Here is a 13,048-nt window from a genome sequence, read left to right as displayed (position 1 = left end):
TCCACCTGCGCCTTACAAAGAAGTAAGCGCGCCGTAAGCGACAGGCAAGGCCGACGCAAGGAGGCTGCACCATACTGGAACCCGCGCGCGGGACAACGGGGAAAGGAGGAGGAGATGGGATACCTTGCGCAGTTCCTCGGACGATTCAGCGAGAGCTTCGCGGCGGCGGTGGCGCTTTGGCCGCTCGCATCGATGGTGCTCACGCTGCCCATCCTCGCCTACCTGTACCATCGGGACGGGCGATTGCGCGCGGCTTCGGCGGTATCGGCCTACCTCGCCGTGCTCTACGTGCTGGGACTCGGGTGCTTCACGCTCTATCCGCTGCCCGACGGCGCTTCCGGCCCCGGCATCACCTACGGCATCGAGCCGCGGTTCAATCCGCTCGGCTTCTTGGACGACCTCGCGAAAGACGGCGTCCGCGCCTTGCCGGACATGGTGGCGAACGTCGCGTTCTTCGTCCCGCTCGGCTTCATCGCAGGGCGCCTGCTGCGCTGGCGGTTCGCAACGACGCTCGCAGTTGGATTCGGTGCCTCTCTGCTGATTGAGACGGCGCAGCTCACCGGCTTGTTCGGCCTGTATCCCTATGCGTACCGGATGTTCGACGTGCTGGACCTGTTCTGCAACACGATGGGCGCTGCTGTCGGGTGGTCCGGCACCGTGCTCGCCGGGCGCCTGCTGCCGCCGAGCGAGTCGGCCCGGGAGGGACGCGTGACCGACCGGCCCGGCTTCGTGCGTCGCGCCGTCGCGTACTGGATCGACCTGACCGTCATGGGGGTCGTCCTTGTCGTCCTGCTCGCAGCGGCGAGCGTCGTGCTGCATGCGGCGGGGGACTCCTCGTGGACCGACGGCAGCTGGTGGGAGCGAGCGGCCGCGATTGCGGTGTTCGTCGTGTTCGAGGGCGTTGTCCCGTGGCTTCGGCAGGGCCGCACGCTCGGAGGCGGCTTCGTGCGCATGACGTGCGAGACGCGCCCCCGCGCAGGCTGGCAGCGGCTCGCCTTCTACGTGGCGCGGGTGCTGACGCTGGCTGCCGCCGTAGCGCTCCCGCCGCTCGTTGCCATGGCACTGCTCCTGTTCTACGCCTTCGCCCGCCGCATGCCCTATGACTACCTATGACGGGGGACGGGCGGCTACCGCCCCCTTACGCCTTCCCCTTCACCATGGAGAGCGAGATCTTGCCGCGGTCCTTGTCGACGGCGGTGACCCAGACGGTGACGGTGTCGCCCACGGCCACGACCTCGCTCGGGTGCTTGACGAAGCGGTCGGCCAGCTTGGAGACGTGCACGAGCCCGTCCTGTTTCACGCCCACGTCCACGAACGCGCCGAAGTCCACCACGTTGCGCACGGTGCCGGTGAGCTCCATGCCGGGCGCGAGGTCGTCGAAGGAGCGGATGCCCTTGCTGAACACCACCTCCGGCGCGCCGTCGCGGGGGTCGCGGCCCGGCTTCTCCAGCTCGGCCACGATGTCGCGCAGGGTGGGCAGGCCCACGCCCAGCTCGGCCGCGAGTGCGGGCAGGTCGCCGAGGCGGCTCGCGATGTCGGGGACGCCGCCGCGCGCGAGCGCTTCCGGCTTCACCTTCGCGCGCTTCAGCAGCTCGCGCGCCACGGGGTAGCTCTCGGGGTGGACGCTCGTGGCGTCGAGCGGGTTCGCGCCGCCGGTCACGCGCAGGAAGCCGGCGCAGTTCTGGTAGGCCTTGGCGCCGAGCTTCGGCACCTTCTTGAGCTCCCGCCGGTCGGAGATGCGCCCGTGCTCCTCGCGGTAGGCCACGATGTTCTTTGCCACGGTGGCGCTCACGCCCGATACGTAGCCCAGCAGGCTCGCGCTGGCCGTGTTGAGGTCGACGCCCACGCGGTTCACGACGCGCTCCACCACGCCCGCGAGCGCTCGGCCGAGTTCCGCCTGGTTGAGGTCGTGCTGGTACTGGCCCACGCCGATGGATTGGGGCGGGATCTTCACCAGCTCGGCGAGCGGGTCCTGCAGGCGGCGGCCCAGGCTCATGGCGCCGCGCGTGGTGACGTCGAGGTCGGGGTACTCCTCACTCGCCAGCTGGGAGGCGGAGTACACCGACGCGCCGGCCTCGTTCACGATGGTGTAGCGCAGGGGCGCGTCCGACTTGGCGATGAGGTCGGCCACGACCTCCTCCGTCTCGCTGCTGCCCGTGCCGTTGCCGATGACGATGGTGTTGGCGCGGTGGCGCTTCACGTACTCGGCCAGCTTGTCCTGCGTCTTGCGCACCTCGCTGCGCGGCGGGGTGGGGTAGACGGTGGTGAAGTCGAGCAGCTTGCCGTACTCGTCGAGCACCGCCACCTTGCAGCCGGTGCGGTAGCCCGGGTCGATGGCGATGACGCGCGCGCCGCGCACGGGGCGCTGCGAAAGCAGGCTCTCGGTGTTCTTGGCGAACACCTTGATGGCGTCGGTCTGCGCGCGCTCGGTGAGGAGGCTGCGCATCTCGCGGTCGAGCGCGGGGGCCATGAGGCGCTTGTAGCCGTCGGCCGCGGCCTCGCGCAGCACGGGGGCGAAGGGGCTTGCCGGGTTCCTGACCACGCGGCGCTCGAGTTGTTCGATGGCGGCGTCTGCGTCCACGCGCACCTTCGCGCGCAGCTTGCCCTCCTTCTCGCCGCGGTTCACGGCGAGCACGCGGTGGTTGGGGATGCGCGAGAGCGGCTCCGAGAAGTCGTAGTACGCCTCGTAGACGGTCTTCTCTTGCGGGTCGACCGCTTCCACGGCCAGCGCGCCGGTGCGCTTGGTGAAGCTGCGCAGGGCCTCGGTGTGCTCGGCGTCGTCGGCGATGACCTCGGCCACGATGTCCTGGGCGCCCTGCAGCGCCGCCTCGGGCGTGGGGAAGCCGGCCTCGGCGTTCACGAGCCCGGCCGCGAGGTCGAGCGGCGTTTTGTCGGAGCGGCCCTGCGCCAGGATGAGCAGCGCAAGGGGCTCCAGCCCCGCATCGCGCGCCTTCGACGCCCGGGTGGCGCGTTTCTTCTTGTATGGCTTGTACAGGTCCTCCACGCGCTGCATGACCGCGGCGTTCTCGATCTTCGCGCGCAGTTCGGGTGTGAGCTTGCCCTGCTCGTCGATGGCGCGCAGCACCTCGTCCTTGCGGGCCTCGAGGTTGCGCAGATAGGCTAGGCGCTCGTCGAACGCGCGCAGTTGGGCGTCGTCCATGCCGCCCGTGGCCTCCTTGCGGTAGCGGGCGATGAATGGGATGGTGTTGCCCTCGTCGACCAGGGCGATAACGGCCGCGACCTGCGCCGCGGTCAGGTTGAGCTCGCACGCGAGCGTGGTTTGGATGGTGGGCATGGAGCGAACTCCTGAGGTCTCGAGCGGCTGATTCGTCGGCCTTGCATTATAGCGCGACTCTCCCCGCTACCTCTGCGTGGGATTGGACGAGCTTGGCTGCGCTGTCTGGCACCCCGTGTTGGGGTCCTTCGCAGAATCGCGGGCTTCTGGTCACAGTTTTGGCCGCTCTGAAGCTTTTCGGCGGTTAGCAGGTGCTTCGGCGCAATTCGCGACCTGCGCAAACACGCAGAGGACAGCCGTCCGGCCGTCGAAACCGAACTCTGGGCGCACGAAAAGGCTTCAGAGCGGCCAAAACTGTGACCAGAAGCCCGTATCGGTGCTAAGGCAAGATCGACATGTTGTCATGCCGAGCAAGCGGAGCGACCGCAGTAGCTACCCTAATAGAAAGTGTCGTGCTCGCGTCCCCATTCGCACATGGCTTCCATCAGGGGGTAGAGCGACTTGCCCTTCTCGGAGAGGCGGTATTCCACCTTCGGCGGGATCTGGGGGTACTCGGTGCGCACGACAAGCCCGTCAGCTTCCATGGCCTTGAGCTGGCTGCTGAGCGTCTTGTCGGTGATGCGGCCGATCTTGCGCTTGAGCTCGTTGAAGCGCATGGTCTCGCATTCCACGAGCCAGTACATGATCACGAGCCGCCACTTCCCGCCGATCATCGACAGCGTGTAGCCGAACGGCGTGTCGGCGAGCGACGAGAGGCTTCCCTCGTAGGGCTTCATGCTCATAGCGCTTCCTTTCGGGATAGTACCTGTTCTAAAAGACCGTACTTCCTTTGCGGTCGTCCCATACAGTATAACGAGAGGCGGCAAAGAAAGGACGATGTTCGCGAAAGGATGCGCCATGGCCATGACCAAGGTGAGGATCACCGTTTTGAAGACCACGTTCGATGAGGAGCTGGCTGCCGAGTACGGCGCCGAGGGGCTCGCGCCGTGCCCCATGATGAAGGCCGGCCAGGTGTTCCTCGCCGACTACGCCAAGCCCGAGGGCTTCTGCGATGAGGCGTGGAAGGCCATCTACCAGTACGTGTTCGCGCTCGCCCACGGCGGCGGCGACTTCACGTTCTACTTCGACGACTGGATGCGCGTGCCCGGACGCGCCATCGTCAGCTGCAACGACGGTCTGCGCCCCGTCATCATGAAGCTCGAGGCCACCGACATTCCCGCCGAGTTGAACTACGATCCGGTGCGCTAGAGGCGCATTTTCAGGTACACCATGTCCATGAGCTTGTGGCCTTCCTCGTACATGGGATGGTCGTAGTTGTCGACGAAGAAGTTCTCCACGACATGCGAGCGCTCGAACCCGCACCGCTCGTAGAAGCGCAGGATGCCGGGCACGTCGCCCGTGCCGACGAGGAGCCAGCCCCCTCGGTTCCGGTAACGCTCGGCGACAAGCGCGATGAGCCGCCGCCCGTAGCCCTTGCGCTGGTGCTCGGGCACGGTGACGATGTTCTTGATCTCGAACACGTCGGGCTCTTCCTGCGTCACCACGCAGAGCGCCCGCGCCTCATCGTCCTCGATGAGGGCCAGCAGATCGCCGCGGTGCAGGTACCGCTCGATCATGTCCGCCGACTCGTCGGCGATGAGCAGCAGGTCGAGGTGCTGTGCTCTGTCGCTTTCGGGGATTTCGGCGAGTTCCATATAAGGCTCCTCCTCGTGTCTTAGAATCGCAGGCGAGATAATCCCAAAGAGGCATTATAGCGGGCTGACGCGTCTGGTTTCCCGGCGCGCGCACGCGAGCGAGCGGAAGGCGAAGGCGATGAACATCCAGGTGTTCGGCACCAAGAAGAGCTTCGACACGAAGAAGGCGCAGCGCTACTTCAAGGAGCGGCGGGTGAAGTTCCAGTTCATCGACCTTGCGGAGAAGGGGATGAGCAAGGGCGAGCTGGAGTCGGTGCGCCGAGCGGTGGGCGGCATCGACGCGCTCGTCGACCCCAAGGCGAAGGACCAGGACACGGTGGCGCTGCTCGCGTACCTCGCGCCCGACCAGAAGTTCGACAAGCTGCTGGAGAACCAGCACGTGCTGGCCGAGCCCATCGTGCGCAACGGCAAGCAGGCCACGGTGGGCTACGCGCCCGACGTGTGGAAAGGGTGGGAGTAGCCCGCCGGAGCAGTAGTACGGCGGCGACACGCCGTGCGCGTCGCTCGCGTGATCTTCGTTACGTTGTCCGGATGCCGTCCGGGAGTCGGACTTCAGCGCTTCCGTCGAATAATCGCGCCGTTTCGGTGTCGCTTCGTCCGGTGTGGGCCTGATGCGGGTACCATAGGGCCGTGCAAGCGCGGCAACACCCACAAGGAGGCCCTATATGGATGCGATGGAAAAGCGGTACCTGGAACTTCTCTCGCGGTCGTTCCCTACCGCCGCCAAGGCTTCGGCGGAGATCATCAACCTGAGCGCCATTTTGAACCTGCCGAAGGGCACCGAGTTCTTCGCCTCGGACATCCACGGCGAGTACGAGGCGTTCTCGCATATCCTGCGCAACGGCTCGGGCTCCATCAGGCTCAAGATCGACGACGTGTTCGGCGACACGCTGAGCGCGGCCGAGAAGCGCTCGCTGGCCACGCTCATCTACTACCCACGCGAGAAGATGGAGCTGGTGCTGTCCCAAGTGGACGACCCGCAGGCATGGTACGAGACCGTGCTGCCGCGCCTCGTGGCCGTGTGCAAGCGCGCCGCTCAGAAGTACACGCGCTCCCGCGTGCGCAAGGCGCTGCCGCGCGATTTCGCGTACATCATCGAGGAGCTGATGACCGAGAACAGCCAGGGCGCCGACAAGAAGGCCTACTACGCGGCCATCATCGACGCCGTCATCCGCACCGACCGCGTGGGCGCGCTCATCGAGGCGCTGTGCCTGCTCATCCAGCGTTTGGCCATCGACCATCTGCACATCATCGGCGACATCTACGATCGCGGGCCGTACCCTGACGTCATCATGGACACGCTCATGGGCTACCACTCGCTCGACATCCAGTGGGGCAACCACGACATCGTGTGGATGGGCGCCGCGCTCGGCCAGCGCGGCTGCATCGCGCACGTGGTGCGCAACTGCGCGCGCTACGGCAACCTGTCCATACTGGAAGACGCCTACGGCATCAACATCCTGCCGCTCGCGGCGTTCGCGACGAGCGCATACGCCGACGACCCGTGCGTCGCGTTCGGCCTCAAGGGCAACCCGGACCTGCCGCCGCAGGAGCTGGAGATGAACGTGAAGATCCAGAAGGCCATGGCCATCATCCAGTTCAAGGTGGAGGCGCAGCTCATCGACGAGAATCCCGGATTCGGCCTTGCAGACCGCAAGCTCTTGGACAAGATCGACCACGAGCGTGGCACGGTCATGCTGGACGGCGTGGAGTACGCGCTCACCGACACGGTGTTCCCCACGGTGAACCCGGACGACCCCTACCGCCTCACGCCCGAGGAGGAAGAGGTCATGCAGCGCTTGGAGCAGGCGTTCACGGGCTGCGAGAAGCTGCAGCGCCACATGCGTTTCTTCCTGGAGGCCGGCAGCCTCTACAAGGTGTACAACGGCAGCCTGCTGTTCCACGCCTGCGTGCCGCTGAACGCCGACGGCTCGCTTAGGGAGACGGACGTGTTCGGCCAGAAGTACAAGGGGCGCGCGCTCTACGACGTCATGGAGCGCTACGTGCGCGCGGCGTTCTACGACCCCGACCCCGAGATGCGCAAGCGCGGCCGCGACCTGCTGTGGTATATGTGGCTGGGCGAGGGGTCGCCCCTGTTCGCGAAGAGCAAGATGGCCACGTTCGAGCTGTACCTCATAGCCGAGAAGGAGGCGCGCAAGGAGGTCAAGAACCCGTTCTACACCTACCTTGACGACGAGCGCGTGATGGCCGGCGTCTTCGAGGACTTCGGGATGGACCCCGAGACCTCGCGCATCGTGTGCGGCCATATTCCCGTGAAGGTGAAGGACGGCGAGGATCCGGTGAAGTGCGGGGGCAAGGTGCTTACCATCGACGGCGGCTTCTCGAAAGCCTACCAGCCCACCACGGGCATCGCCGGCTACACGCTCATCTCGAACTCGTACGGCTTCGTGCTGGCCGCCCATGAGCCGCTCTCGTCGGCGCGCGCCGCCGTGGTGAACGAGCTGGACATCCACTCGTCGCGCAGCGTGGTGGAGCAGCCGGACAAGCGCACGCTCGTGGCCGACACCGACAACGGAGCCGAGCTCAAACGGCAGATCGCGGAGCTTGAACGCTTGCTGGAGGCGTATCGCACCGGCGAGATCGCAGAAGGCGCCATGTAGGGGAGCGGCGCGCAGCAGGGGGCGTGGTGCGTATTGGCGCCGTCGCGCACCTCCCCCTCCCTGACTCCGTTCCTCGTCGCCCTGCGTCTGCCTATAGGGGATTTGTCAGGTATTCCTCGAGGATCCTCCTGAGCTTCGCCGTGTCGATGGGCTTGGTCATGAAGCCGTTCATGCCGGCTGCGAGGGCACGCTCTCGGTCCTCGTTGAAGGCGTTGGCCGTCATGGCCACGATGGGAACGGGCTTTCGCCCGACCTCGCGCTCCTGCTCGCGTATGGCGCGGGTTGCCTCGATGCCGCCCATGACGGGCATCTGCACGTCCATGAACACGAGGTCGTAATACCCTTCGGGAGCGTTCGCCATGGCATCTACGGCCTTCTGCCCGTCGCTCGCCTGGTGGACTTCGGCGCCGATGCGCCGAATAAGCTCCGAGGCTATCTCGAGGTTCAGCTGGTTGTCCTCTACGAGCAGCACGCGTCCCTCAACATGCGCCTCGGCTGGCTCGCAGGAGTCCTCGGCCGGGTCGTCCGGGTGGGAGAAATGCTTCAGAACGCGATGTAAGCGCGATTTGAACAGGGGTTTCGATACAAAAGCCGACACGCCTGCGGCGCGTGCGTCGTCTTCTATCTCGCGCCAATCGTAGGCTGTCAGCAATACGATGGGCGTGGAGTCTCCCACTTCCGAGCGGATGCGCCGGATGGTCTCGATGCCGTCCATGCCCGGCATGACCCAGTCGACGATGATGAAGCGGTAGTCCCGCCCCTCGCGATGGGCACGCGCGACCAGCGGCACGGCGTCGAGGCCCGAAGAGGCTGCGTCGCCGCAAAGGCCGAGCTCGTCTAGGATGAGCAGCGTTCCTTCGACCACATCCCGGTCGTCGTCTACCAGGAGGACGCGTGCAGACTCCAGCCCTGCGAGCGAGAAGTCCTCCTCCTCGTCGATCGGGGCGAGGGGGACCGTCATGGTGAAGGTCGATCCCTTGCCCAAAGCGCTCTCCACCTCGATGGAGCCGCCCATCATATCCACGACGTTCTTCGTGATGGCCATGCCCAGGCCGGTGCCCTCGATCCGCTCCGTCATGTCGCTTTCCTCCCGCTCGAAGGGGTCGAACAGGCGCTCGATGAACTCCGGTGACATGCCCAGGCCCGTGTCCTGCACCACGAAGCGGTAGTCACGACAGCCGGGGCGGCGGGACGGCCCCTCGCTTAGGGAAAGGCGCACCGATCCGCCGTCGGGCGTGTATTTCAAGGCGTTGCTGACAAGGTTGATGAGCGCCTGGTTCATTCTCATGGAGTCGCCGATCACGGTTTCCTGCTGGATGGTGCCCACGGTGATGTCGAGCGACAGGTTCTTCGCGCGGGCCTGGGGCTGGACGATGGCGATAACGCCGTTGACGAATTCGGGAAAGCTGAAGCGGTCCTCGTTCAGCACGATCTTGCCGCTTTCGATCTTGCCCATGTCGAGCACGTCGTTTATCAGGCTTAAGAGGTGCCGTGAGGAGGACTGGATGCGGTCGAGGCAGGCGGCTATGCGGTCAGGTTCGTGCAGGTGGGTTTTGGCGATGGCGGTGAGTCCGACGATGGCGTTCATAGGGGTGCGGATGTCGTGGGACATGTTGGAGAGGAACTGCGATTTCGCCGCGCTGGCGGACTGCGCGAGGGCGAGCGCCTCCTGCAGGTCGGCCTTGAGGCGGCCTTCCCGCATGCGGTTGCGGTACATGAGCGTGAGGTACACCGCCAGCGACACGGTTACTCCTGCCATGAGCACCACCGCCCAGCCTACCGTCTGCCGCCCCCTTTCTTTCACGATGCCATAGAGCTGCTCCACCGACTCGGTCGACTCGTCCAAGATGCCGGCGTCTATGCGCAGAAGCTCTTCGACGGCGGGGTCGATGATCCCGTCCACATAGGCCTCGATCTCCTCGTCAGTTACATCGGCGTTGCGGCACAAGGCGACGTATTCCCGTTGCGCGACGTCGAGCGATTCGTAGCCCTGCTCAAGCTTGCGGGCGGCTTCGGGGTCGGACTCGTGTGCCGTTGCCATAAAGGACAGCTTCTCGCGCAAATCGGCGTCAGCTACGGCGTAGGAGCGCTCGATGTCGCTGATGGCGCTGTCCGTGCGCGTGAACAGCGGCCGGTCTGCAAGGGTCCGGCATTGCACGAGCAGCGTTTCCACGCGCCCTGCTGCCACGGACACGGGGTAGGGGCCGTTCTTTGTCCGGTCCGTTTCGGCGCCGAGGGTCATCATGTTGTTTATGGTGATCGCGAAGAACAGCGTCATCAGGGCGGCTAGGATAACGGCGATAGCCCTCGGCAGCCAGACCGATGCGTTCGCGTTCTGCTTCATAGCATTGTCCCCTCTACGCGCGCGTTCAGGTGCGGAGGCACGCGCTTCCGCGTTTGAGATCGATCACGTTATCATGATTGGCTAGATTATGAATACATGGTAGCACGCGCATCGTCCCCTCGAAGGTTTCGATGAGGATTTCGTTCGCCTTGATGCTGCCCGTTGGCGATCTTGCCAGCGAGTCCGCTCCTCTTGATGGCGGTCCGCCTCGTCATCTGGAATTGCCGAAATCTGGATGCGCGTTAGGGGAGAAGCTACGGCAGCGAGGCCCTGGCTTTTCCTTTTGCCCTCCCTTCCTCGTCGAGCAGCTGGCGCGCGTATGCTATGGCGTCGTCGATGTTGCTGCGGAAGTGGTCCTCGCCCACAAGGCCCACGAAGCCTGCGCGGCGCATGGTCTTCATCGGCTGCTCGTTGGCGTGCGAGAAGATGAGGCTGACGCCGTTCTCGCGACAGTACTCGTAGAGGTTCTCGAGCGCGTTCATGCCCGTCGAGTCGAGCGAAGGCACGCCGCGCATGCGAATGATCAGGTACTTCGTGAACTCCTTCACCGAGATGTCGGAGATGCGGTCCGACATGCCGAAGAACATGGGGCCGTTGATCTCGTACACGCGCACGCTTGCGGGCAGCTCGCGCAGGTGCGTGACCTCGGAGTCCTCGTCGCAGTAATATTTCCAGCCGCGCACCTCGGTCTCCTCGCTCACCGTCTTCATGAACAGGACGACCGTGATCAGCATGCCCACGCCTATGGCCACCACCAGGTCGAACACGATGGTCAGCCCGAAGGTGAGCAGCAGCGTGGCAACGGCGCCGCGCGAGGCCGTTTTGCATAGGTGCACGAAGTTGCGCCAGCCGGACATGTTGTAGGCCACGTGCAGCAGGATGGCCGCGATGGTGGGCATGGGGATGAGGGCGGCGTAGGGCATGAAGAACACCAGGACCACGAGCAGCACCAGCGCGTGGGTCATGCCGGCAACGGGCGTGCGCCCGCCGTTCTTGACGTTTGCCGCGGTGCGCGCGATGGCGCCGGTGGCCGGGATGCCGCCGAAAAGCGCCGAGCCGATGTTGCCCACGCCCTGCGCCACCAGCTCCATGTTGCTGCGGTGGTGCGAGCTGATCATGCTGTCGGCCACGACGCAGGACAGAAGCGACTCGATGGCCGCCAGGATGGCGATGGTGATGCCGTTCGGCAGCTGGTCGCTTAGCAGCTCCACGCTCAGCTGGGGAACGTGGAGCGTGGGCAGGCTGCTGCCGATGGTGTACAGGTCGCCGATGGTGCTCGCCTGCATCCCAAGGCCGCTCACCATGCCGATTCCCACGATGAGCGCCACCAGGGATCCGGGGATCCTCTCGCTCACCTTGGGCCAGAGGAAGAGGATGGCAAGGCACACCGCGCCCACGGCGAGGGCCTGCCAGTTCGCCGTGCCGATGTTCTGGGCGACGGCCTGCAGCTTGTCCATGGTCTCGACGGTGGGGGTGCCGGTGGGGAATGCCAGGCCGGCGAAGTCCTTGACCTGCCCGATGACAAGGGTCACGGCGATGCCCGCCGTGAAGCCCGTGGTGATGGTGTAGGGGACGAAGCGGATGAGGGATCCCAGCTTGAAGAAGCCCATCAGCACGAGCAGCACGCCGGCGATGACGGTGGCCGCGACCAGGCCGTCGATGCCGTCGGTTGCCACGATGCCCGCCACGATGGTGGCGAACGCCGCCGTGGGCCCCGAGATCTGCACGCGGCTGCCGCCGAGGAAGGCGATGAGGAACCCGGCGACGATGGCCGTGTAGAGCCCCTGTTCGGGGTTCACGCCCGAGGCGATGGCGAGCGCGATGGAGAGGGGCAGCGCCACCACGGCCACCATGACGCCCGAGAGAACGTCCTTGGGCAGCTGCCGCTTGAGCTCTTCTTTGCTGGAGTGCTTGATGATGCTGAAAAGTATCGGTTTGATCTTGTCGCGTTGCATGCCCTGCTCTTCTTGGTGTCGGTCCGTCCGGCGCGCGCGAAAAAGCGCTCCGTCCAGGTTGGAGGCCCGGACGGAGCGCGAGCGAATTCTATGCGGTTGGGTGTGGTGTTCGGTCTTTTCGCGTCCATTATACCGTCAGATAACGGGTAGGTTGCAAAATGAGCAGAAATAGGGACTTCGGTGAAGAGGTGGATACCAGGGGCGGTTGCAGGATCCGCAGACTTCAATGTGCCGACGGATCTGCAGGATGCGTGCGTATGCGCTAGCATGTTCTGGACACGCAATCGAAGCGAAAGGCGGCCTGCGATGGAAGCGATGGCTATGGTCTTGGAGAACGATGCGCTTGCGGTGCGCATATCGAGCAAGGGCGCGGAGCTGCAGAGCGTCGTGTGCGAGGGGATCGAGCGGATGTGGTCGGGCGACCCTGCGGTATGGGGCCGTCGGGCGCCGCTCCTGTTCCCGCTGATCGGGCGCTTGCGCGACGGCTGGTACGCGAACGGCGGCGAGCGCGTGGACGCTCCCATGCACGGATTCTGCCGCGACCGCGCGTTCGCGGCAGAGCAGGTGTCGGGCACGCATGCGCGCTTCGAGACGGTTTCCGACGAGGGGACGCGGGCGGTCTTTCCCTTCGACTTCCGCCTGCGCGTGGATTTCTCGCTCGAGGGTGCAACCATCGTGAAGGCGCACACCGTGGAGAACGCGGGCGAGGTTCCGATGCCGTTCGAGCTGGGCGGCCACGAGGCGTACGCGACGCGCCTGCTGCCGGGCGAGCGCATGGCCGACTACTACGTGCGTTTCGAGGGGGCCGACGCGCTCGGGATGTTCGACATGGACGAGGAGGGCATCCTCGCGCTGCCGAAGATCGGGGTGCCGCTTGAGGACGGGCGCCTGACGAAGACCCCCGAGCAGCTGGGCATCGACACCGTCGTGCTGGAGAACGTGCCCGGCGGCAGGGTCGTGCTCGCGAGCGCCGCGAATCCGCATGAGGTGGAGGTGGAGTTCCCGGACTTCCCCTATCTGGGCATTTGGACGAAGGCGGGCCAGGACGACGCCCGCTACCTGTGCCTGGAACCGTGGTCGGCGCTGCCCGACGCGCATTTCTCCCCGCGCGAGCTCGCCGAGAAGCCCGGCGTGCGCGTGCTCGCGCCGGGCGAGCGTGCGACGCTTGCGTACCGGATGACGTTTCGCTAGGAGGAGCA

10 protein-coding genes are annotated in these 13,048 nt (G+C 65.5%); 5 read left to right on the top strand and 5 right to left on the bottom strand.

What is annotated here, in order from left to right:
- Positions 1-114: 114 nt before the first annotated feature.
- Positions 115-1,113, top strand: a complete 999-nt coding sequence (locus LB310_RS09035) for a VanZ family protein (protein WP_278806099.1) — start codon at positions 115-117, stop codon at positions 1,111-1,113.
- 25 nt (positions 1,114-1,138) lie between these two features.
- Here the strand turns inward: LB310_RS09035 and LB310_RS09030 are convergent, their stop codons facing one another.
- Together LB310_RS09030 and LB310_RS09025 are read right to left on the bottom strand one after the other, a co-directional pair.
- Positions 1,139-3,295, bottom strand: a complete 2,157-nt coding sequence (locus LB310_RS09030) for a Tex family protein (RefSeq protein ID WP_278806100.1) — start codon at positions 3,293-3,295, stop codon at positions 1,139-1,141.
- A 377-nt stretch (positions 3,296-3,672) separates the two neighbouring features.
- Entirely contained in the window at positions 3,673-4,017 is a 345-nt protein-coding gene (locus LB310_RS09025) for a helix-turn-helix domain-containing protein (protein WP_278806101.1), read from the bottom strand.
- Between the two features lie 115 nt (positions 4,018-4,132).
- On the opposite strand from LB310_RS09025, the gene LB310_RS09020 reads away from it, so the two are divergent.
- Entirely contained in the window at positions 4,133-4,483 is a 351-nt protein-coding gene (locus LB310_RS09020) for a TIGR04076 family protein (protein WP_278806102.1), read from the top strand.
- Here the strand turns inward: LB310_RS09020 and LB310_RS09015 are convergent.
- On the bottom strand, positions 4,480-4,929 hold the full coding sequence (locus LB310_RS09015) for an N-acetyltransferase (RefSeq protein ID WP_278806103.1): 450 nt from the start codon (positions 4,927-4,929) through the stop codon (positions 4,480-4,482). The genes LB310_RS09020 and LB310_RS09015 overlap by 4 nt on opposite strands.
- A gap of 118 nt (positions 4,930-5,047) precedes the next feature.
- Between LB310_RS09015 and LB310_RS09010 the strand changes: the two genes are divergently transcribed.
- Together LB310_RS09010 and LB310_RS09005 are read left to right on the top strand one after the other, a co-directional pair.
- Positions 5,048-5,389: an arsenate reductase family protein gene (locus LB310_RS09010; RefSeq protein ID WP_278806104.1), complete on the top strand. Its 342-nt coding sequence runs from the start codon at positions 5,048-5,050 to the stop codon at positions 5,387-5,389.
- A 205-nt stretch (positions 5,390-5,594) separates the two neighbouring features.
- Positions 5,595-7,550, top strand: a complete 1,956-nt coding sequence (locus LB310_RS09005; RefSeq protein WP_087191681.1) for a fructose-1,6-bisphosphatase — start codon at positions 5,595-5,597, stop codon at positions 7,548-7,550.
- Positions 7,551-7,641: 91 nt separating this feature from the next.
- Here the strand turns inward: LB310_RS09005 and LB310_RS09000 are convergent, their stop codons facing one another.
- Both LB310_RS09000 and LB310_RS08995 read right to left on the bottom strand, forming a co-directional pair.
- Positions 7,642-9,894 (bottom strand): response regulator, encoded by a 2,253-nt coding sequence (locus LB310_RS09000; RefSeq protein ID WP_301154945.1) that lies wholly within the window; start codon positions 9,892-9,894, stop codon positions 7,642-7,644.
- Positions 9,895-10,148: 254 nt separating this feature from the next.
- A complete protein-coding gene (locus LB310_RS08995) occupies positions 10,149-11,849 on the bottom strand; it encodes a SulP family inorganic anion transporter (protein ID WP_301154944.1) in 1,701 nt (566 codons plus the stop codon).
- Between the two features lie 306 nt (positions 11,850-12,155).
- Here LB310_RS08995 and LB310_RS08990 point away from each other — a divergent pair, with 306 nt between their 5' ends.
- Entirely contained in the window at positions 12,156-13,040 is an 885-nt protein-coding gene (locus LB310_RS08990; protein WP_224768031.1) for an aldose 1-epimerase family protein, read from the top strand.
- Positions 13,041-13,048: the final 8 nt, after the last annotated feature.

The organism is Gordonibacter sp. RACS_AR49 (assembly GCF_030418435.1).
In the GTDB taxonomy this organism is placed as follows: Bacteria; Actinomycetota; Coriobacteriia; order Coriobacteriales; family Eggerthellaceae; genus Gordonibacter; species Gordonibacter urolithinfaciens.
This window is presented reverse-complemented; position numbering and strand designations above follow the sequence as displayed.